At 57.3% G+C, this 22,298-nt stretch carries 17 protein-coding genes; 6 read left to right on the top strand and 11 right to left on the bottom strand.

Going from position 1 to position 22,298, the window contains the following annotated elements; all coding sequences use genetic code 11:
• Positions 1-90: 90 nt before the first annotated feature.
• Positions 91-1,518: a DcaP family trimeric outer membrane transporter gene (locus RB602_RS14065; RefSeq protein WP_317081416.1), complete on the bottom strand. Its 1,428-nt coding sequence runs from the start codon at positions 1,516-1,518 to the stop codon at positions 91-93.
• Between the two features lie 206 nt (positions 1,519-1,724).
• Between RB602_RS14065 and acs the strand changes: the two genes are divergently transcribed.
• Complete coding sequence (acs, locus tag RB602_RS14060) at positions 1,725-3,689, top strand: acetate--CoA ligase (RefSeq protein WP_317081415.1); 1,965 nt, start codon at positions 1,725-1,727, stop codon at positions 3,687-3,689.
• A gap of 5 nt (positions 3,690-3,694) precedes the next feature.
• Positions 3,695-4,333, top strand: coding sequence for a response regulator transcription factor (locus RB602_RS14055; protein ID WP_317081413.1), 639 nt, complete (start codon positions 3,695-3,697; stop codon positions 4,331-4,333).
• A 179-nt stretch (positions 4,334-4,512) separates the two neighbouring features.
• On the opposite strand, the gene RB602_RS14050 is transcribed toward RB602_RS14055, so the two are convergent.
• From RB602_RS14050 to RB602_RS14025, 6 genes are all read right to left on the bottom strand, one after another.
• Positions 4,513-7,932 (bottom strand): hybrid sensor histidine kinase/response regulator, encoded by a 3,420-nt coding sequence (locus RB602_RS14050; RefSeq protein ID WP_317081411.1) that lies wholly within the window; start codon positions 7,930-7,932, stop codon positions 4,513-4,515.
• Between the two features lie 171 nt (positions 7,933-8,103).
• Complete coding sequence (locus RB602_RS14045; RefSeq protein ID WP_317081409.1) at positions 8,104-9,882, bottom strand: sodium:solute symporter family protein; 1,779 nt, start codon at positions 9,880-9,882, stop codon at positions 8,104-8,106.
• A gap of 11 nt (positions 9,883-9,893) precedes the next feature.
• Positions 9,894-10,166, bottom strand: a complete 273-nt coding sequence (locus RB602_RS14040) for a DUF4212 domain-containing protein (RefSeq protein ID WP_317081407.1) — start codon at positions 10,164-10,166, stop codon at positions 9,894-9,896.
• A gap of 228 nt (positions 10,167-10,394) precedes the next feature.
• On the bottom strand, positions 10,395-11,102 hold the full coding sequence (locus RB602_RS14035; RefSeq protein WP_317081404.1) for an exonuclease domain-containing protein: 708 nt from the start codon (positions 11,100-11,102) through the stop codon (positions 10,395-10,397).
• Positions 11,099-12,970 (bottom strand): DUF294 nucleotidyltransferase-like domain-containing protein, encoded by a 1,872-nt coding sequence (locus RB602_RS14030; RefSeq protein WP_317081402.1) that lies wholly within the window; start codon positions 12,968-12,970, stop codon positions 11,099-11,101. The genes RB602_RS14035 and RB602_RS14030 overlap by 4 nt, the downstream gene beginning before the upstream one ends.
• Before the next feature lie 157 nt (positions 12,971-13,127).
• Positions 13,128-14,912 carry a DUF885 domain-containing protein gene (locus RB602_RS14025; RefSeq protein ID WP_317081400.1) on the bottom strand — a complete coding sequence of 595 codons (1,785 nt, stop codon included), beginning with the start codon at positions 14,910-14,912 and terminating at the stop codon, positions 13,128-13,130.
• 115 nt (positions 14,913-15,027) lie between these two features.
• Here RB602_RS14025 and RB602_RS14020 point away from each other — a divergent pair, with 115 nt between their 5' ends.
• On the top strand, positions 15,028-16,221 hold the full coding sequence (locus RB602_RS14020; protein ID WP_317081398.1) for an alkaline phosphatase D family protein: 1,194 nt from the start codon (positions 15,028-15,030) through the stop codon (positions 16,219-16,221).
• Positions 16,222-16,364: 143 nt separating this feature from the next.
• Here RB602_RS14020 and RB602_RS14015 read toward each other — a convergent pair whose 3' ends face one another.
• The 4 genes from RB602_RS14015 to RB602_RS14000 are packed head-to-tail and all read right to left on the bottom strand — an operon-like array spanning position 16,365 to position 20,545.
• Positions 16,365-17,969, bottom strand: a complete 1,605-nt coding sequence (locus RB602_RS14015) for a PH domain-containing protein (protein ID WP_317081396.1) — start codon at positions 17,967-17,969, stop codon at positions 16,365-16,367.
• Positions 17,966-18,553, bottom strand: a complete 588-nt coding sequence (locus RB602_RS14010) for a PH domain-containing protein (protein ID WP_317081395.1) — start codon at positions 18,551-18,553, stop codon at positions 17,966-17,968. Before RB602_RS14010 ends, RB602_RS14015 begins: the two co-directional genes overlap by 4 nt.
• Before the next feature lie 56 nt (positions 18,554-18,609).
• Positions 18,610-19,479: a dienelactone hydrolase family protein gene (locus RB602_RS14005; protein ID WP_317081394.1), complete on the bottom strand. Its 870-nt coding sequence runs from the start codon at positions 19,477-19,479 to the stop codon at positions 18,610-18,612.
• A 55-nt stretch (positions 19,480-19,534) separates the two neighbouring features.
• Positions 19,535-20,545: an NAD(P)H-dependent flavin oxidoreductase gene (locus RB602_RS14000; RefSeq protein ID WP_317081392.1), complete on the bottom strand. Its 1,011-nt coding sequence runs from the start codon at positions 20,543-20,545 to the stop codon at positions 19,535-19,537.
• Positions 20,546-20,591: 46 nt separating this feature from the next.
• On the opposite strand from RB602_RS14000, the gene RB602_RS13995 reads away from it, so the two are divergent.
• Genes RB602_RS13995 through RB602_RS13985 form a run of 3 tightly spaced genes read left to right on the top strand, consistent with a single transcriptional unit; the run spans position 20,592 to position 22,227 of the window.
• The gene (locus RB602_RS13995) at positions 20,592-21,140 is read left to right on the top strand and encodes a hypothetical protein (RefSeq protein WP_317081390.1); all 549 of its coding nucleotides are present in this window, start codon (positions 20,592-20,594) and stop codon (positions 21,138-21,140) included.
• Positions 21,115-21,300 (top strand): hypothetical protein, encoded by a 186-nt coding sequence (locus RB602_RS13990; RefSeq protein WP_317081388.1) that lies wholly within the window; start codon positions 21,115-21,117, stop codon positions 21,298-21,300. Before RB602_RS13995 ends, RB602_RS13990 begins: the two co-directional genes overlap by 26 nt.
• A 42-nt stretch (positions 21,301-21,342) precedes the next feature.
• Entirely contained in the window at positions 21,343-22,227 is an 885-nt protein-coding gene (locus RB602_RS13985; RefSeq protein ID WP_317081386.1) for a hypothetical protein, read from the top strand.
• The last annotated feature ends 71 nt before the right edge of the window (positions 22,228-22,298 follow it).

The raw sequence follows: 22,298 nt of genomic DNA, 5'->3' as shown, positions 1-22,298 counted from the left end.
CATTGTGGCAGCCCGGGATGCTGGCTCTGCTCGAATGGCTTAATGCCCACTTCCTGAAAACCAAGCCTCACCTCCAAAAGTATTCGCCAGCTAAAAGCTGTACTGCGCCGACACCTGTATCTTCTGCAAATTGCCCGACATACCGTTCTCCAACTCGCGATCGGCATAGAGATATTCGATACCGAGATTGAGCGGCGGCACAGGTGAATAGACCAGATTGATAAAGCCGTTGGTGCTCTGATCGGTGACGCCATCGGTTGTGAGCCCGATCGGATTATCTGCTTTGAAATAACTACCGGCAATGGTGGTGCGCAATTTGGGTGACCAGAAGTGGCGATAAGCCAAAAAGCCGGAATAGGTGGCAATCGGATCAAGCGAACCATCGGGGCGCACTGCGGCATCATTGACGAGGTTTAGGCCAACATAACGGCCAATCCCGTCGCCGGCGCTGGCCATAAAGCGGATATCGTCACGCTCGCCGACATTGATCTTGCCCGATAGGCTGATGCCATAGCCAAAGGCGCTGTCTGATTCGAGATTGAACACATTCTCATCTACGCTGAGAGACCGGCCAATGCCCGCCAGCGTGATGCGGCCCCAGTCGCGGCTATAGTTATAGCGCAGCACCACATCGGGAATATTGTCGTTATTGCCGATCACCCGTGCGCCTGTGGGTGTCGTTACCGTGGTTTCGGGCTGCTCAACCGCCACTTGCAGGCCGCCATTGGTGTAGCGGATCAAAGGCTGGCGATCGAAGACCGTGCCCGGTGTCACGCCGATAAAGTCCAGCGTTTCGGGTAAGGCGCCGACATCCTGAAAGGTCGACCATGTCTGGCCGAACAGCCAGTTATCATAGGTGAGATAGGCCTGGCGCACGCGCGGGATAAAGCTGTTCGAGATACGTTCATTGCCGCCGGCGGTGACCATAAAATCAAGCTCGATGACTGAGGAGAGGGTATGATCATCGCCGACATCTGTCGCGGTTTTGAAGAAGAAGCGCGTCTGGCGGATATTGAAGTCGGTATCGAAACCGGAAGGATCGCCACCCACCGGGATCAGGCCGGGGATGAGAAAATCACGCGCAATGCTGCTGGAATCGACGACACCGCCGCTGGTGCGCTCGCTGATTGCATCCATCTTCACATAACCGCCATAGGTGATGCTGGTATTGCCCACTTTGAAACCATCGCCCAGAACATCGCGATTGGCGATCAGCTTGTCATTGACCTCGACGATGCTGAGCTCAACATCTTCTACTTTTTGTGCAGCTTGCTCGCTGCGTTCTGCAAGTTCGCGCGTCTCCTCAACCGCTTGCTTGACCTCCGCAACCATGGCGCGGTCCTGTTCGCCCTGCTGTTCTTTCTGATCCATTCGGGTGATCAGCGTTTCAACCAGCGATTCCAGCCTGTCCAGCCGCTCTTCAATGCTGGTCTCCTGTGCGATAGCGGGTGCCGGTGTCAGGCAGCTTGCCGCGAGCAACAGCCCGAAAAGTGCAGTTCTTTTGTTATGTTTTGCCATCTTGTCCTCCCCATGATGGTTCGGAACAACGTGCCAAAACCGCGGCAGCAGCGACATTAGCCAATGGTCTATACGACCAATGTCGCAAATCGCTTTGGCGGTGGTTCTGCTATCCAAAGAGTCGACGCAATAGGGCGGCAATCTATGGATGGTGGAGACGGGCGATGAATGATATCCAGGATCAAAAGACTTTCAGGGAGCGGACAATGGCAGCAGATCAGTCAGCAAAAACCGGGGCAGATATCGTGCCCGCACCACCTCAGGCCAACACCCATTGCACTGCGGCCGATTATGACAGGCTCTATGCCCAGAGCGTATCGGACCCTGATGCATTTTGGGGAACACAGGCCGAGCGTATAGACTGGATGACACCGCCAACAGTGATCAGTAACTGGGACTATGATCCGGTAGATATCAAATGGTTTGAAGATGGCGTGCTGAATATCTGCCACAACGCGCTGGACCGCCATGTTGCGGCCGGGAAAGGCGATGTCACCGCGCTGATTTTTGAGCCTGACGATCCCAATAGTGAAGCGCGCAAACTGACCTATGCCGAATTGCTCAGCGAAGTCAGCAAAATGGCAAATTGCCTGAAAGCCATGGGCGTCAAAAAAGGTGACCGCGTTACCATCTATATGCCAATGATCCCAGAAGGTGCGATGGCGATGCTCGCCTGTGCACGTATTGGCGCGATCCATTCGGTTGTGTTCGGCGGGTTCTCGCCCGAGGCATTGGCCGGTCGGATTGAGGATTGTGGCAGCCGTTTTGTCATCACCGCCGATGCTGGTCTGCGTGGTGGCAAGACCGTGCCGCTAAAGGCCAATGTCGATGCCGCAATTGATGAGCCCGATCACGAAACGCCGCTGGATGGCGTTCTGGTGGTCAACCATGTCGGCGCCGATATCGCGATGGTGCAAGGCCGCGACCATTGGTATCATAAGCTGGCAGCGACTGTTTCCAATGACTGCGCGTGCGAGCCTATGGCGGCGGAAGACCCGCTGTTCATCCTTTACACCTCTGGCTCCACCGGCAAGCCCAAGGGTGTGTTGCACACCACTGGCGGCTATGCCGTCTGGACGGCGACGACATTTCATTATGTCTTTGATTATCAGCCGGGTGAAGTTTTCTGGTGCAGCGCCGATATCGGCTGGGTCACCGGTCACAGCTATATCGTCTACGGCCCGTTGCTCAACGGCGCCACCGAGGTGATGTTTGAAGGCGTACCCAACTATCCCGATTTCAGCCGTTTCTGGCAGGTAATCGAGAAATATCAGGTCAATATCTTCTACACTGCCCCTACGGCTATCCGTGCGTTGATGCGTGAGGGCGATGAGCCGGTGAAAGCGCATGATCGGTCTTCGTTGCGGCTATTGGGCACAGTTGGTGAACCGATTAATCCGGAGGCCTGGCGCTGGTATCATCAGGTCGTGGGTGAGGGACGCTGCCCGATTGTCGATACGTGGTGGCAGACCGAGACGGGCGGCACGATGATTACCACCTTGCCTGCCGCGCATGACATGAAACCGGGCAGTGCAGGCAAGCCTTTCTTCGGTATCCAGCCGCAACTGGTGGATAATGAAGGTGGTGTATTGGAAGGCGCGACCGATGGCAATCTGTGCATCATCGCGAGCTGGCCGGGCCAGGCGCGCAGCGTTTATGGCGATCATGAGCGTTTCGAGCAGACCTATTTCAGCACCTATAAAGGCAAATACTTCACCGGCGATGGCTGCAAGCGCGATGAGGACGGCTATTACTGGATCACCGGCCGGGTCGATGATGTCATCAACGTTTCGGGCCACCGCATGGGCACTGCCGAGGTAGAAAGCGCCTTGGTGTCGCACGCCAAAGTCGCTGAAGCTGCCGTGGTTGGTTATCCGCACGATATCAAGGGGCAGGGCATATATTGCTATGTCACGCTCAATGCCGGTGAGGAGCCGTCAGACGAGCTGGTGGCGGAACTGCGCAAACATGTACGTACCGAAATCGGACCGATTGCGACGCCCGACCATCTGCATCTGACTCCGGGTCTGCCGAAAACGCGTTCCGGCAAGATCATGCGGCGCATCTTGCGCAAGATTGCCGAGAATGATTATGGCTCGCTGGGTGACACCTCGACATTGGCGGACCCCAGCATTGTTGATAGTCTGATCGAAGGAAGGTTGAACCGCTAAAGCCCATGCCACGCATCGTCATAACCGATGATCATCCGCTGTTCCGCAGTGCCTTGTCACAGGCGGTGTCTAAAGTCTGGCCGGATGCGGATATTGTCGAGGCGGAGACGATAGCACAGGCCCGCAGCGCACTAGAGGATGCAGCGAGTGACCTGCTATTGCTCGACGTGCATCTGCCCGACAGCAATGGCCTGACCGCCTTGCTCGATTTCCGGCAGGATTTCCCGGCGATGCCGATCGCTATTGTGTCAGCGAGTGAGGAAGCGGGTGTCAGCAACGCGGCGCAGAGCCTGGGGGCGTGTGCCTTCATTCCCAAATCCGCGCCGCTGGAGGATATGCGCAGGGCCTTGGCGGCTGTGGAGCAAGGCGATTTCTGGTTCCCGATTGCCACCGAAACCAGTGATGCGGATAATGATGATTTCACCAAACTGGCCAGCCTTACCCCGGCGCAGCGACGCATATTGATGCTGATAAATGAAGGCCTGCTCAACAAGCAGATCGCGTTCCAGATGGATATTTCCGAAGCGACGGTGAAGGCGCATATCACCGCGATTTTCCGCAAGCTGGGCGTGATTAACCGGACTCAGGCGGTGCTGATTGCCCAGAAACTTGATGTGCCGCTTCCAGTGACGAATATGCCGTAAAGTCTTCCTGCCCTTCACCTCTGGCGATGGATAGCGATTAAATGGCAGAGTTTTCGCCTTGCGTCGGCCCCGCGCAGGCGGGGCCAGGGCTACTTTATTCCCACGCGAAGACGCAAAGCCGCGAAGAGATAGCGCAAACAGGAACCTTCTTTGCGTCTTCGCGTCTTTGCGTGAGTCTTTCAAGAAAAGCCCTGGCCCCGCCTGCGCGGGGCCGACGATACGATAGACCGTGACTCATTTACCTGCATAGCCCCCCGCTGCAACATGCTGCCCAAAAGTGCGCGCAGAGCCATCGGGGAGGCGGGTTTTAGCTGTCGTTCAAAGCCCATTTGCGCGCATAGCTGTTTTGTGGTTTCTGTATCGTCTGCCGTCAGCATGATGACCGGCGGATTCGCATCCCAATGTGCGACCAGATGGGTATAGATCTGATCCCCGGTAACGCCATCATCGAGCTGATAATCGAGGATCAGCAGATCGGGGCAGGGCGGTATCTGGCCATTAATATGTGTCGCCGTCTCAACCTGACAGCCCCAGCGGCTCAGGAGTCCGGACAAGGCTTCGAGCGCATGCTCATCATTGTCGATGCACAATATTGCAGCTTGTGGAACAGCGCTTCGCGGCGTTGCCTGCGCTGTCTCCTCAGCGGCGGACTCTGCATCTGCCTCAACCGGCATGGTTATGGAGAAACAGCTCCCTTTACCAGGCGCAGACATGAGCTGTATCTCGCTGCCCAGCAGATCAGCCAGTCGCTGCGCCAGTGCCAGCCCCAGACCCACACCTTTCTTGCCGTCATTGTCCGGAAGTTGGCGAAACTCCTGAAAGATCAGTTCCTGATGCTCTTCGGCGATGCCGGGGCCGGTGTCATGGACCTGGATATCAATATGCTCACCGCGCCGCCGTGCGCCGATAATGATCCGGCCCGATTGGGTATAGCGGATCGCATTGGAAACAAGATTCTGCAAGATGCTGACAAACATGCCCTTGTCGGTATGCAGGGTGAGCGAACAGGATTTGACCTTGAGCGCCAAGCCCTTTTGCGCCGCGCGCTCGGCAAATTGCGTCTCCAGATCGGACAATAGCTGATTGACCGGGAAGCGGCTCGGCGAGGGCTTCAAACCGCCGCCATCCAGCTTGGAAATATCGAGCAATGTGCGCAGCAAATTGTCCGCCATTGAGATGCTGTGATCAATTTGCTGCACCAGCTTTTTGGCGGGCGCATTGTCGGGGCGGATTTCCTCTTCCAGCGCCGAGGTAAACAGCCGCGCCGCGTTCATCGGCTGCACCAGATCATGGCTGGCGGCGGCGAGGAAACGGGTTTTGGATTGCGTTGCCTGTTCAAGCGCGGCATTGGCTTCGGTTAGCTGCTGCGTCCGCTCGGCAACCTTCGCCTCAAGCGCCTGCTCGGCGCGGCGGTCGGCAGTAATATCGGTATAGCTGGTAACATAACCGCCATCGGGCGCGGGATTGCCCTGAATGCGCAAGATGCGACCATCGCCCTGTTCGCGCTCCTGAAAATGCCGTGTACCCTGGCGCATGAAATCGAGGCGCTTCTCAACCTGACGCGCGATCTCCGCCTCAACCGTGCCAATATGTTCAAGATTGAAGCGGATAAGTGCCGCAATTGGTTGGCCCACCACGGCGAGATTGTCCGGCAGGTCGAACATCTCGACATAGCGCTCATTCCACGCCACCAGCCGCATATCGCGGTCCACCAGAGCGACACCCTGATCAATATTTTCAATCGCAATCTGCAGCAGGTCGCCGCTGAATTTCAGCTTTTGTGAGGTCTCGCCGAGCAGGGCCAGCACCTCTTCGGGTGGTATAGGTTCACCATCGCGCACCGATTGCATGAAAGTGGCGGCCGAGGCTGAGCCCAACACCCCGGCAATCTGCCGCTCCGCCATACGGATCAATGGGCCATCGGCGGGGTCACGGTCGGCATAGAACAGCCCATTGGCATCGCGCATGGCAGAGAGGACATCATGGGTACGCTGCGGCCCGATAAACTGACGCAGCAACAGCCGGATATCGGCAACGCGAAGCTGTGATTGGGTGGCAAGCGCTTCGGGAATATCCAGCCCGGTTGCGAAGGCGGTCGCCTGGGCGCGATCCACCACTGTATCGCGCGCCAGCAGCGACACGGTGATATAGAGCGCAACGTTCAAGCTCGTGGCAAGGACGACGCCGGAGACCAGTGGATCGGGGTGAATGGAAAAGGCCGGGATGCCGCCATTGAGCGAGGGTAGCAGCAACAGCATCAGCCATCCGCCAAAGCCTGCTGCGAGCCCGGCCAACATCCCCTGTCTTTTGCCACCGCGCCAGACCAGCCCGCCCACCAGTCCGGGGACAAATTGCGTCACCAGTGCGAAAGACAATGTGCCGAGGCTGGCCAGCAATGCGCCTTCCTGCACCACCAGATAATAGCCATAGGCCAGCGTCAGCAAGCCGACCATGATAATGCGCCGCAAAGGTTGCACCAGTGTGGCAATGCGGCTGGCGCGGCGATTACCGTCGGCGACCGAGCGCAGCATCACCGGCAGCACCAGATCATTGGCGATCATCCCCGATAGCGCCACGGTGGAGACGATAATCATCCCGGTTGCTGCCGATATGCCGCCGAGGAAAACAAACACCGCCATCGCATCGGCGCCTTCAGCCAGCGGCAATGTCATCATGATCATATCCGGCGCGGCCATGGCATTGGGCAGTAAGGTCAGCCCAGCCATGGTCACGGGAATGACCGCCAGACTGATCAGCAGCAGATAGGCCGGGAAGACCCAACGCATCGGCTGGTGTGAGCCCTCATTAGGAGCCTCAACAATCGTCATATGGAACTGACGTGGCAGGCACAGCGCCGCCGATGCGGCAATCACCGTCAGCACCACAAAACGCGCATCAATCTGGCCGAGATTGAAAACGTCCGAAAATAGGGGCGCATTTCCGGCATTTGCAGTGTCGGCTGCGCTGTCCGGCAGCAACAGCCATAATGCAAAGACCCCCATAGCCACCAAAGCAAGCAGTTTGACGACCGATTCAATCGCTATGGCTGCCACAAGGCCGCGATTCTGATCGCTGATATGCGCCCGGCGGGTGCCGAACAATATAGCGAACATCGCCATGCTAATGGTCACCGCAAAGACCAGACTGTCGGTGCTCAGCAATTGCGGTGCCAGAGCCGTCATAGCGTCGCCAACCGATTTCAATTGCAGCGCCATATAAGGCAGCGCGCCAATAGCGGCTATCAGCGTTACCGTTGCTGCAACAATCGGGCTCTTACCATAGCGCGCGGCGAGAAAATCGGCGATGGAGGTGCTGTGCTGCGCCTTGGCGACGCGCAGTGTTTGTCGCAACAGGCCATAGCCCAAGGTAAACAGCAGGATCGGCCCGAAATAGATCGGCAGAAATTGCCAGCCGGAAACTGCGGCGGAACCCACCGCGCCGAAAAAGGTCCAGCTGGTGCAATAGACGCCGATAGCAAGCGCATGCACATAGGCGATGCCGCGTGGCGCTTCTGTGGCGTTGCGGTCTTCGCGATGCGCCACCCAGAAGAGCAGGGCGACATAGACCGCCGTCAGCAGCAGCGCGATCACCAGGATCATGCCATCTATCCTTCCCAGCTCCTATCCCCTGTCGGCCCGCGCTTCTTTGCTGTGACGCTGGTGCCGATAATGGCGGCAAGCCTAGTCTTTCTGCGGCATAAAGAAAAGGGGCACCCGAAGATGCCCCTTTCCTCCTGCGACCCCGGGAGAGACCGGGAAGCTGTCATCCGCTTAGTGCGCAGCGGCGTCTCCTGCACCGCGGGGCACTCTGATCGAGTCCACCAGCTGGCGGATTTCGATCGGTGGCGATGTCGTGACCTTCGAGACGATTATCGCTACACCGAAGTTGATCAGCATACCGATCACACCAATGCCTTCAGGCGAGATGCCAAACAACCAGTTGGCCGCGACATTCGCATCGGGCGACACCACGAACTTGAAGTAGACGATATAGCCAAAGGTGAAGACCAGACCGCTGATCATCCCGGCAATCGCGCCTTCCTTGTTCATGAACTTCCAGAAGATGCCCATGAAGATCGCCGGAAACAGCGAGGCTGCTGCCAGACCAAAGGCAAAGGCCACGACCTGCGCCACCCATCCCGGCGGATAGATGCCGAGATAGCCCGCGACCAATATCGCCGCCGTCGCCGCGACACGCGCGGCCAGCAGCTCGCCCTTCTCGCTGATTTGCGGTGCGAAGGTCGATTTGAGCAGGTCATGGCTGATCGATGACGAGATCACCAGCAACAGACCCGCTGCGGTCGACAGTGCCGCGGCCAGACCACCAGCGGCGACCAGCGCCACCACCCATCCGGGCAGATCGGCAATCTCCGGATTGGCCAGCACCATGATATCGCGGTCAACATAGACCTCATTGGTGCTGTCGGCATTGCTGGTATTGGATACCAGCCGCTCGCCATTGGCACCGGTCTCGCCGGTAAATTCCGGCTTGCCTTCAAACGCATCGCCAGAGCTATAGGTCATCACCCCGTCGCCATTTTTGTCCTGCCAGACGATCAGGCTGTTGGCCTCCCAATTGCGGAACCATTCGGCGCTCTCGCTATATTCCACATTGTTGACGGTATCGACGAAGTTCAGCCGGGCAAAGGCACCCACAGCCGGCGCCGTGGTGTAGAGCAGGGCGATGAATACCAGCGCCCAGCCTGCTGATTTGCGTGCATCCGAAGCCTTGGGCACAGTGAAGAAACGCACGATCACATGCGGCAAACCCGCGGTGCCGACCATCAGCGCCATGGTGATGCAGAATATGTCGATGGTCGATTTCGATCCCTCAGTATAGGCCCCGAAACCCAAGTCCTGTAACACCATGTCGAGCTTTTGCAGCACATACATCCCCGAGCCATCATTGACCTGCGAACCCAAGCCGATTTGCGGGATCGGGTTGCCGGTGATCAGGAAGCTGATGAAGAAGGCCGGAACCATATAGGCGAAGATCAGCACGCAGAATTGCGCGACCTGGGTATAGGTGATGCCCTTCATGCCGCCGAGAACCGCATAGACGAACACAATCGCCATGCCGATGATCACGCCCATGGTAATGTCGACATCGAGAAAGCGCGAGAACACAATCCCGACACCGCGCATCTGGCCGGCAATATAGGTGAAGCTGATCATGATCAGGCAGATCACCGCGACCACACGCGCGACCTTGGAATAGTAACGCGTGCCGATAAAATCAGGCACGGTGAACTGGCCGAATTTGCGCAAATAGGGTGCGAGCAGCAACGCCAGCATGACATAACCGCCGGTCCAGCCCATGAGATAGACCGAGCCGTCATAGCCGAGAAAAGCAATGAGCCCCGCCATCGAGATAAAGCTCGCCGCGCTCATCCAGTCGGCTGCTGTGGCCATGCCATTGACCACCGGATTGACGCCGCCGCCGGCAACATAAAACTCTTTGGTCGATCCGGCGCGGCTCCATACGGCGATGCCGATATAGAGCGCGAAAGAGACGCCGACAAAGATGTAGATTAGCGTTTGGGTATCCATCTCAGCCTCCCTCAATCGTCCAGATCATATTTGCGTTCGATCTGCTTCATACGGACGGTGTAGAAGAAGATCAGGCCGATAAAGACATAGATCGACCCCTGTTGCGCAAACCAGAAACCGAGCGGATATCCGCCCAGCGCGAATTGATCGAGAAACGGCCGGAACAATATCCCTGCGCCGAAAGAGACGAGGAACCATATCGCCATAAGCGTGACCAACAGACGGATATTCTCCTTCCAATAGGCCTGTTCCGCCTTAGTGGTTTCACCTTCATTGTCAGACATTGGAACCTCCCCTTCTCGTGTCCTGATCAGGGCGGTTTCCCCTGATTTTGCCCAAAGCTAAAGCAGGAGACGGATTTTGATAGCGCGACTTTGGTATTAGAGATTGGCGCAAACTAAATATGGTCTCGTCATTGCGAGCGAAGCGAAGCAATCTAGGGCATGTCGCGCTGCTCTGGATTGCCGCGTCGCTTCGCTCCTCGCAATGACACGTTCCTGATCCAGGTTAGATCACATCGGACACAGCACATCACCCAGTGTAAGCGAAGGCGCATCCTTGCGCGCCAATTGCGCCAGGAACAGCTCGGCACAGGCGATCGCATCGGTCAGGCCGTCATGCGCGCGATACCAGGGCAGGCCATATTGGGCCCGCAGCTTGCCGAGACGCAGCCCGTCAGCGGCGCGCACTTTCGGAAACCAGTGTTCTTCCAGATGTTTGGTACAGATGAAGCGTCCAAGAAACGGCACACCAAATTGCCGTTGGCAGGCGGTGTTGAGAAATTGCGCCTCAATCTGCGCGAAATGCGCCAGCACCACCGCACCATTCAGCGCCTCCAGCAATTCACCCAGCACCTCGGCCTCGGGCGCGCCTTCAGCGGCGGCACTGTCGGTAATCTGGTGGATGGTCACTGCTTTTGCTTCGAGCCCCTTGGTGACATGGATGCGCCGTCTGCGTGCGCCGGAGAGAGCAATGCCGCCGCTGCGCAGCGTTACCCATCCCACCTCCAGCAGCGCCGCATCCTCAGCCAGTCCATCGCTTTCAAAATCCAGCGCTATAATCGACACGTCGCCCAAGGGCGTATCCGGCGCGAGCTGCGGCGCGGCATAATAGCCTTGCATCGCGGTGCCCTTTGCTTCAGCCACCACTTTTTTCCATTGCCGCTGCCATAAAGGCTCGGCCAGCCAGCCGGGCAGCCCCAAAGACCCGGCAAGGCTCAACTAATGCCCCCGGCATGGCGGCGGCTGATATTCTCAAGATGGGTTTTGATGAGGCGGAAAGCGTCTTTCAGATGCTCGCGTTCAAAGCTGGAAAGCGTCTCGGGATTAAGATTGTTGGTCGGCGCTTTGCCCGCCTTGATCTGCCGCGCCTGATGCCGGAAGCGGGTTTCACGGACAAACTCAAAGCAATCGGCAAGATCGGCGCTGCCCTCGCCGCTAATCTGGTCAGCATCGCATGCTGCACTCAGCCGGTTGATGGTGGATATCGGACTCAATCCCGCCGCCAGCGCATGCACCCGGCCAATATCGACGAGCGGCGCAATTGCCTGATGCTTGAGGTCAAGCGCATTACCTTCCTGCTCATCATGTTCGAGCAGGAAGTTGCGGAAAAAGCCTAAAGGAATGCGCGTCGTCGCGGCGGCGCGGGCGATAAAGGAGACGAATATCCGGTTCGCCTTGCTCCAGCTCAGCACCTGCTCGCGCAATGTGTCAACCAGCTTTGCCTCGCCGGAAACACAGCGCATATCAAAGAATATCGTGGTGTTAAGGACGTTGTCGGGATCGGGCGTTTCAATCCATCGCCGATAGCGCGCCAGCCAGTTTTTCAGCGGTTGGCGCCATTTGTCATTGGTCGCCATGATATCGCCGGGGCAATAAATATAGCCCGCACTGTTCAACCCGTCGCATAGCCGTTGCGCCAATGCCGCGAAATATTCGCCATGCTGGGCTTCATCATAGCTGTCGTCGAGGATGAAGCCATTGTCCTGATCCGATCCGCCCGCCTGCTCCGAGCGCGCCAATGAGCCAAACACCACCAGCGCATAGGGAATCGGTGGCGGGCCAAGTGCTGCTTCGGCGAGTTCAATCAACCGCTTATGCGCTGCCTCGCCAATTGCCGAGACAAAGCGCGCAATATGGTCGGCATCGACACCGCTATCGACGAGATGGACAATCACCTGCGTCAATTTCTTCGCCGCTTGGGCGACCGCGGCGGGATCAGCGGCGGCGTTAATCTCGGAAACCACATGCAGCGCGTTCATGCCCAGCCTTGTGAGCAGATCATTGGCGCTTAGCACCCCGATAATCGCGCCCGCATCATTGGTCACGGGAAGATGATGAATATCATAGCGCGACATAATCAGCTTGGCCGACAGCGCCTGCTCCGCACCGCTGATCGTCATCGGATCAAGCGTCATGATTTCGCTGACCGGGCGATCATAGGCCAACTGCTTGGCCACCACCCGGCGGCGCAAATCCTTGTCAGTGATAATCCCCACCAGCCTGCCATGATCACAAATCGGCAGGGTCGAGACATTCTGCTCCAGCATGATCGCGGCGCAATCGGCAATACTCATTACCGGGCCTCCGGTTGCGACCTCCGTGCGTCGCAACAGGTTACGCACCGGTACGCCCAGCATCGGCTGGCTCGCCTTGCCCTCATTGTCAGATCGCAACGCCTCAACCGCTTTCCGCAACCGCTGGGTTTCATCGCTATGGAAGAAATCCTGCACCGCCTGGTGCTCGTTATGCAGCGCAAGAAAATCGTCCGCATCAAGCTGGTAAACCAGCGTATCCTCCAGCGCGACCACCTGATTGCGCGTCCGGTCCCCGCGCAGTAGCGAGGGATAGCCAAAGCACTGGCCCTCACCCAGGCGATGGTTCAACTCGGTCCCGCCAATACGCAGCTCAACCGCGCCGGAGCGGACAATGCTAAAAAGCTGATTGGGCGCATCGGCCTCGACAAGGGTGCTGCCACTGCGAAAATAGCGAATATGGATTTTGGTTGAGAGATACGACAGAACGGCACCCTCAAGCGCGCCAAAAGGCGAAAACTGCGCCAGAAAAGACCGGACTTCCTCAACTTCCATATCATACCCACCGCCGCTGGAAGCACCATGCTAGCAGCAGAAGGCAACAGAGGTAATACGACTTTCTGCTAGGTGCATCCTTGGTTAAGGATTGAAGGTCAGCTTAGCATCGGAACGCATCACACCCACTATGCCAGCGATAGCGGATAAGGGAGTCCTAGCCCTCATCATCTGCGCGCTGCGCTTCTATCCAAGCCGCCACATGTGCCTCGAGCACATCCAGCGGCACCGCGCCCTGTTCCAGCACCGTGTCATGAAAGGCGCGAAGGTCAAAATCATCGCCCAGCGTCTCTTCCGCCTTGCCGCGTAACTCGCGGATTTTCAGCTCGCCGATTTTGTAAGCCAATGCCTGCCCCGGCCAGCTGATATAGCGATTGACCTCGGCATCGATATTGGCGGCGGTCAGTGCGGTATTGTCGAGCATGAAATCCACCGCTTGCTGCTTGGACCAGCCTTTGGAATGAATGCCGGTATCCACCACCAGCCGACAGGCGCGCCACATTTCATAGGACAAGCGCCCCATATTCTTGGCCGGTGTATCATACAGCCCCATCTCGATGCCCAGCCGCTCTGAATACAGCCCCCAGCCTTCGACAAAGGCGGTAAAGAACGCGCCATATTTGCGGAAATCAGGCATATCCAGTTCCTGCTGCAAAGCGATCTGGTGATGATGGCCGGGTACGGCTTCATGTACGCTGAGCGCCGGAATTTCCCAGAATGGGCGCTGGTCGAGCTTGGATGTGTTGACATAATAGGTGCCTGATATGCCGATATCGGGCGAGCCGGGATTGTAATAGGCGGTGGTGGTGCCCTCGGCGGTTTCTGCCGGGATTTCCCGGATGCCATAGGGCAGACGCGGGAGGCGGTAGAACAGGGTGGGCATTTTGCCGTCGATAATCTTGGTGACGCGGGCGACCTTCTCCATCAGCTCTTCGGGCGTCTTGGCATAGTATTTGGGGTCGGTGCGCAGATGCTCGATAAAGGCTTCGCGGCTTTCATATCCCGCTTCTGCCGCCACCTCCTCCATCTCGGCGCGGATACGCGCGACCTCGCTGAGGCCTATATTGTGGATTTCATCAGCGGTGAGATCGGTGGTCGTCATCTCCGCGATGCGAAAGGCGTAATATGCGTCGCCCCCCGGTTGGGCTGATACCCCCGGCTCGACTGCACATGCCGGGGCATAGCTGGTGATATACCAGTCGGCATGTTCGCGTAGTTCGGGGTACAGCACATCACTGATAATCGTTTCTGTGCGCGCCGCCAGCGCGTCAAATTCGGCCTGATCCATGGTTGCCGGTTTGGGCCGGGTAAAGGGTTCATAGAAGCGCGTCGCTTTGGGATCGTCTGCAATCAGGCCGGTGATCGAGACCTCATAGCCCTGCATCGCGTCACAGGGCAGGGTATAGCCGCCGGCAATCGCCTGATCGGCGATTGCGATATTGGTATCGTTGATCTGTGGATATTGCGCCAGCCGGTCGACATAGCTTTTGTAATCCGCGGCGTTACGAAAAGGCGAATTGATCGCCATGCTGGCGAAATTCTGATGCCAGCCGGAGCGGTTGGTGAAATTGATGACACGCTGGCCGAAGGAATCACGCTGGATGGTCTCATTCAGTGTGCGGCGCAGTATGCCGTAATTGACCTTCTGTTCCGGCGTCAGCGCCGTCTCATCAATCGCTTCAAGACGCTGCAGAAACTCCTTAGCTTTGTCCGCCTGGCTGGTTTGTGCCTCCAGACTCGGGTCAGATACCTTGCCCTCATATCCGGCAACGTCGAGCTGGCTGGCAAAGACCGGGCTTTGGCTCAGTGCATATTGCCAGGATTCCTCGATCAACTGGTCGAGATCATCTCCGGGCGCAGCCTTTGCTGCTGTACCCATAACCAAAACCAGCGCCACAGCCGCTGTTCCCGACAGAGCCCTGCCAAATATCTGATTCCGCATCCGTCATCCCCCAATGTAAAATTGATTTTTCAAAGGGATATACGCATTTCCATGGGTTGTCATCATTGTGTCAAAGCCGCACTGCATGGCGTGTAGCGATCAAAAGGGGAAGACAATGCTTCGCGTAATATTGACGATTTCGGCTGCGCTGGCCGTGGCTGGTTGCACGGCCAACAGTGCCAATTATGCACCGCAGGGCGATCTTGCCGAGGCGGAACTGCCGCCCTTGCGTTTCCCCGAAACCGGGCAAGAGGCGTTGCGTCCCTATTATGCCGGGCTGGATCGTGACAGCCTGCCCGTCGCTGGGCCCAATGCCGCGCTTGACGAGAGTAAGGCACTGACCCGGATCGCTTTTGGCTCCTGCTATAATGAGAATCGCCCGGCGGATATCTGGGGGCAGATCAGCAAGACCGATCCGGATATGTTCCTGATGATCGGTGACAATATCTATGGCGATACAGGCTCTAACTGGGCGGCGAATCTGCCCAGCGTTCAGCGCTCCTACGCCAAGCTGGCGGCGACACCCGAATTTCAGGAGTTCCGCGCTAATATCCCGATGATGACCAGCTGGGACGATCATGATTATGGCGCCAATGATGCCGGCGGCGCCTTTGCCTTCAAGGAATATGCCGAGCGGCTTTATGAGACCTTTTGGGATTCCCCGCGCGAGGTAAAGGCACGGCCCGGCGTCTATGAAAGCCGGATGGTTGGCCCGGAAGGCAAAAAGGTACAGATCATCCTGCTCGACACCCGCTATTTCCGCTCCGATCTGCTGCGCAAGCCCTATCGCATGGAACGCTGGGCGATGGGTAACTATGCCGAAGACAGCGACCCGGAAGCGACGATATTGGGCGATGCACAATGGGAATGGCTGGCGCAGGAATTGCGCAAACCGGCCGATTTGCGGCTGATCTTTTCCTCGATCCAGGTCATCACCAAAGCGCATGACTTTGAAAGCTGGTCCAACTTCCCCCTGGAGCAGGAACGTCTCTATAGCCTGTTGACCGCTTACAATATCGACAACGCCGTATTGCTTTCCGGTGATCGTCATTCGGGCGGGCTGTATCGCACGCAATTGCCGGGCAAAGACAAGCCGTTATGGGAGCTGACCTCAAGCTCGCTCAACTATTCCTTCCGCAGCGGCGACACCGGCGACCGCGAACCGGATGAACACCGCGTCGGCGGGTTTTTCAGCGACGAGAATTTCGGCCAGATCGATATTGATTGGGACGGCAAAAAGGTAAAGCTGACCCTGACCCGCAGCGATGGTGAAACGCTGATCAGTCAGGATGTTCCAGCGCTGCAATAAATCTCTCTCCCCTCCTCTTCAGAGGAGGGGCAGTGAGACTTAGCGAGCGGAGCGAGCTTTAGTCGCAGCGGGGTGGTCCTGCGGAATGCAATGAGCTTTGTAACTTCACTACCCCAACCCCTCCTCTTCAGAGGAGGGGCTAATCACAACGTCATCCTCTCCAAAAGATAGCCGCGCAGCGCATAAGCACTATCGTCATCAATCGCGTGTACCGTCAGTGGGAACACCGTTGAGCCGCCGGCGACGCCGATGGTGATACTGGCTTTACCGAAGGCGCGTTGGACAATGTTTTGGCTGACATCGACCGACTGGATTTTCTTCAGCGGCAGCACCGTATGATGCTGGCGCCAAAAGCCATGATGCACATGCAGATAATTGTCGGTGCTGGCGTAAAGATGATGCCGCCATCGCAGCCATCCAAAAAGTAGCACCAGCAGCGGCAACAGCAAGAGTGCGCCCAATATGGGTCGCGCCGACACAAAGACCAGCACCGACAGACCAAGGGTAAGCAGCAGTGCGAGCGGAATAAATGGCACAAGCCAATATGTCGGCGACACAGGATGCAGCGCATTGCGTTCTAATTGGATATCTATTCCGGCGCGCGCGGCGACGGACTGGACTTCATCGCGCGTTGCCAGCGGCGCAACGACATGGTCGCTACCCTCATCGCCATCGCTGGCAAGCGACTGGAATTTGAGCGCGTGCCAGCCAAAGCGGCGGCGGATTGGCCCGGTAATCGTCACCGCCGTCTGCACCCGGTGCAGTGGCATGGCGACATCAGTGAGTGTCAGCAGCCCGCGGCGGCGGCGGAAGGCCTTGCCATTATCCTCCAGCCGAAAGCCATATTCGCGCAGCACTACCTGAACCATGCCGGTGAGAAAGCCGACGAGCAGCAATCCAGCCAGCCCTGCCAGTGTGACGCAGATCTGGCCAGCTCTGCCAATCGCGCCAACCTGTGATTGTATCGCACCGACGCGACTGTCGACATTCTCGCCCGTCACTGTGCCCACGATTGTATCCGCATCGATAATATCGTCGGGCAACAGGAAATCGAGATTCTGGAAGATGGCGAACAGAAAAGCGAAGATCGCCAGTGAGAAGCTGAAAATGCCGAGAATGAAGAGCCTCTTCCCATCCATGGCGTAGATAAGCTCGCCATCGGCTTCCGCCACGGCAGTAGGAGCGCTATCGGGTTCAGCCTCACCAGCGGCAGAAGCCGGCATTTCGGCTGCCACCTGACCTGCCTTGCGCTCTCTTATTGTGTCACGAATGGCATCGGCGCGCTCGAGCAGCACCGAATCCAGTTCGCCATCAGAACCGCCACCGCTGCCGGTTTCCAGCTTGACCGTCGCAAGCCCGAAAATCCGCGCTAGCAGATTTTGCTCGATATTGACGTCCTGCACCCGTTCATAGGGGATGGAACGACTGTTACGGGAGAGCACGCCGCTGGTGATGCGGATTTCGCTGTTTCCAAGGCTGAAAGTGAAGCGCGACCATTTCAGCCAGGTGAAGAAAAGCGCAACAAGGGTGGAGACAATGATGAAGCCGCCGATAAAGCCGATTGCCCGACTCATTTCATCGCGCATGGCGAAATAGATCGGGATGGCGGCGAAGGCGAAGCGCGGCAGAAATGCAATCATCGCCAGAACCAGGGTCAAAGGGTGTAAGCGTTCCCCTGCGGCACCGGCCGCGCTCTGCTTCTGCTCTGAGTCAACAGATGCCATATCGGCATTGGCGGCATCGCTCATATCATTTCCTGGCGTATATGGCGGCGCATCTCCTCGCGCATGGCATCTGCGGTGCCGGGCTCGAGACCGGGCAGGCTGACGATATTGTTATGCGTGCCTGCAGTATGCACCACCAAAGTGGCAACGCCGCACATGCGTTCAATCGGGCCTTGCCCGACATCAATATGCTGGATGCGGTTAAACGGCACAATGGTATCGGTGCGGAAGAGAAAACCGCGCAGAACGCGAAGCCGGTCATCCTCCATGGCATAGCCCCAGCGGCGATATTTCCGCTCGGGCAGTATCACCACGATCAGGGCATAAAGCACCAACGCGACCAGTGAGATTGGGCCAAAGGTCCCGCCCTCGCTGGCAATGGCCGCATCGGCGATCACAAGCCCGATAAGGACTGGCAAGAACATGATCGCTGTGCTGATGCGGATCACCTGTTTCTGCGGTGGATGCAACGGGGTGAGCCCAAGATTATAGCTGCCCTCCAACGGCGCGCCGATGCGGCCATAGTCCGGTGTTTCAGAGCTGGTCAGCCCTGCCTCGGACGCAAGTTCTCCTGCCGTGTTGGTTATCGTTCCGCTAGTGCTGGTCATGCCAAGCGATATGGCAAGAGTGTATTACATTTGCAAGGCAGTACGTATTGGCTTCTCTATAGCGCTGCTGAGTAGAGTTTCAGCAAGGCACTCCAGACGCGTTCGGCCTCATCCTGGTCGTAAACCGGGGAGTCGGGGACGGTCCAGCCATGGTCCGCGGCATAGACCTCGATCTCGGCTGGGCGCTGCGCTTCTTCGGCCACCTGGGCTAGAACCGTCATGGCTTCGGGCTGTTTGGCATCGTCATTCTGCGCAATGGCAAACAGGAAGCTCGCTTGGGTTTCGCCGATCAGTGCATGCGGGCTTGTTGCATTGCCTTCACGCACCAGACCGCCACCATGAAAGCTGGCTGCGGCCTTGATCCGATCGGGGACAGCGGCAGCGCTCCACACGGTGAACGGGCCGCCCATGCAATAGCCCTGATTGCCGATGCCCCGGTTGGTATCGACTGCCTCTTGCCCATCGAGCCATTGCACCAGTGCCTTCGCATCGGAACCGATGGTTTCGGCGGATAGCTTCCGGCGCCAGGGGCCAACTTTCTCAAAGCCACCTTCGCTGCGGAACGCTGAGAAATCGGCGAATTGTGGCGCGGGGGTGTCACGATAAAAGGGATTGGTGACCAGCACCGCATAACCCTCCGCCGCCAGCCGCCGCGCCATCATTTTCTTTACCTCGCGCAGAGAGGCAATATCGGGCCAGAGGATAACCGCCGGGTGCTTGCCCGAACCGGGATGGACGAAAAAGGCGTCGTTAGTGCCATCGGCCATGGTGATCGCCACATCCTGTTCGACCAACCCGCTTTCCTCGGCTTCGCTTTTGGACATGCCGGTACAGGCCATCAGTACCGCCGCGCCGCCCATCACAGTAAAGCTGCGCCGGGTCAGCCCGGCACGATCCCATTCGGCAAAATCTGTCTCATCGCACATCCCGGCATCTCCTTTTGCATGCAGAATAGGGGATTTTGGTGTGAGGGCAAGCGGATCAGGCGGCTTTTTGTCCGGCCAGCGCTGCTTCTGCCTGTTGCATCAGCTCGGCGATAATCTCGGCGACACTCTGCTCTTCAGTCACCATGCCGACAGACTGCCCGGCCATTAGCGAGCCGTTTTCCACATCGCCGTCAATGACTGCGCGTTTCAGGGCACCGGCCCAGAAATGTTCGATCTCCAGCTGCGCCGCCTGCATATCGACTTCGCCGGCATCAAGCATATTGGCGACTTCGCGCTGTTTGGCGGTGAATTCCTCAGTGCCCTTGTTCTTCAATGCACGCACTGGGATGACCGGAAGCCGCGGGTCGATCTGAACGCTGGCGACCGCATCGCGGGCATTGCCCTTGATAAACGCCTTTTTGAAGTTCTCATGTGCAATGCATTCATGCGCGCACACAAAGCGGGTGCCGAGTTGCACGCCCGCTGCACCCATTTCCAGATAGCTGGCAATCGCCTCGCCGCGACCGATGCCGCCGGCGACAAAGACAGGGATATCTTGCGCGATTTGCGGCAGCATCTCTTGCGCCAGTACGCCGGTGGCGACGGGGCCGATATGCCCCCCGGCCTCCATGCCCTCAATCACCAGCGCATCGACGCCCGAACGGATGAACTTCTTCGCCAGCGCCATGGCGGGAGCAAAGCAGATCAGCTTGGCCCCGGTTTCCTTGATCGCCTCAATGCTGCCCTTGGGCGGTAGCCCGCCCGCGAGGACGATATGGCCAACCTCATGCTTGCCGCAGATGTCGATCAGCTTCATCAGATCGGGGTGCATGGTGATCAGATTGACGCCGAACGGCTTGTCGGTGCGTTTCTTGGTCTCGGCAATCTCGGTATCCAGCAATTCCGGTGTCATCGCACCACAGGCAATTACGCCGAATGCGCCCGCATTGGACATGGCGCTAACCAGATGCCGCTCGGAAATCCAACTCATCGCGCCACATAGGATCGCGGTTTCGCAACCGAGAAAATCGGTGCCGCGTTGCATTAGGTGTTTTGCTTTGTTCATAAGCGCGCTCTAGCGATATCTCTCTATTTCGGGCAAGACTTATCTCATGACTGGTTATCGCCCGGAATTTGAAGCGGCCCTGCGTCTTTTTGCGCGGGTTAGCGAGGCGATGATAAATCAAGGCTATGAGAGGCCAATCCTGGTCGGCGGTGCCGCCGTTGAACTATATAGTCTCAGCCAATTGAATACCGGTGATTTCGATATCGTTACCGGAGCGCAAGGTGTATTTGAGGAAAACTTGCGGCAGCATGGTTTTACCAAACCTTCCGGCGCTGGCACTGCAACGCGAGGATGGGTTCACCCCGAATTGAAGCTTGGGTTCGAGGTTGTTTCGGCAACACTGCTAGATGGCATGGCGGATCGAGGCAGAGTAAAGCTTGTTGATCTGGACATGGATGGCAAAGTCGCGGTTATTGCGCTGGAGGATATTATTGCAGATCGCATGGGGCAGTTCGCTTCGGGCTCTGCGCCCGAGATGCGTGAGCAAGCCGCACTGTTGTTCAAGCTTTATGACCAAGCAGATAAAGATTATATGGACGACCGTATCAAATATGAGAGCGGAGGCGATTATGGGGTCAGCGACTTCGAAAACTGATGACGAAAACGTGATCACGCTTGAGGAACTGGCCGCTTATATTGCGCTCCGCCGCGAAGAATTGTCTCTGCCCGATCTTCCCCGCAACAGCGGCAAGCGCCGTACCGAAAGCAAAAAGGCGTTGCTAAAGACCATCAAGGAGCTTGGCGGAGAGTGGTAAAGAATGGGCTTTCCTAGGAATTTTGGCAGAAGCATAGCCGTCATGACTATTCTAATGCCTTATTTGGCAGGAGCCAATCACGCCTTAGCGGCGGATACGGCGACCATTCAGGAAGGTGATGTCTATATCCTGAGCCATGCATATGAGACGTCATCAAAGTCGAGCGATGGCTCTACTGGCAGCTCTGGTGGGCAAACAGCACTAATTCAACGCATTGTATCGATTAGGAGTGATGGCTGGGTTGTCGAGTATGATTTGCCGCCTGAAACGTCAGAAGATGCGCGAATGTGGCAATGGCAATTTCCATTTTCCGTATTCAGGCCGCACAGTGGGGAGTGGCAGCTACTCGGCAGCGAGGAGTTGATACAGCGCCGCGATGCATGGCTTGCTTCCGCCGAAATACCGGGAGAGGCATGTGGTACCTATTTTTTCACCTGGAATGCCTTCAAGATAGAGTGCGATCTCCAGTCCGCTATCGCAATAGCAAAGGACTATGATACTGGTCTGTGCGAGTTTGGAGAAGGCTACAGCCTTGACCTACCTTTGATTGTCGGGAAGCTTATACTTGAGAGTGTCAATAGTGGTGGAGACGGACCCGACCTGAGCGGTCAGGCTGACATCGCTGCCGACGCGGTTCGTCAGTCAAGAGCTGAAAGTGATGTAATCAGCGCCCAAATCCTCGGCGAAGAGCTGTCTTTGTCTGAGGCCATGGGAAGACGCAGTCAGGAAACAATAGCCGGAACAATGACAGCAAATATCTGGATTGATGAAAATGCGTGCCTGCTAAAGCAAGTGACGGCCAGCGAAGTGATTATTACAGACGTTAACTCAGTTACGGAAACCCGCACCGCTACCTATACACTCACCAGAGAACCTATTTCAGTTCCTGAAAACCAAGCGACCCCATCCTCCGCATCCAGCCCATAGGCGGTGTGCAACACTCGCACCGCCAACTTGGTATAGTCCTCTTCGATCAGCGTGCTGACCTGGACATCACC

The sequence above is a fragment of the Parasphingorhabdus sp. SCSIO 66989 genome (assembly GCF_032852305.1).
GTDB lineage: Bacteria > Pseudomonadota > Alphaproteobacteria > Sphingomonadales > Sphingomonadaceae > Alterisphingorhabdus > Alterisphingorhabdus coralli.
This window is presented reverse-complemented; position numbering and strand designations above follow the sequence as displayed.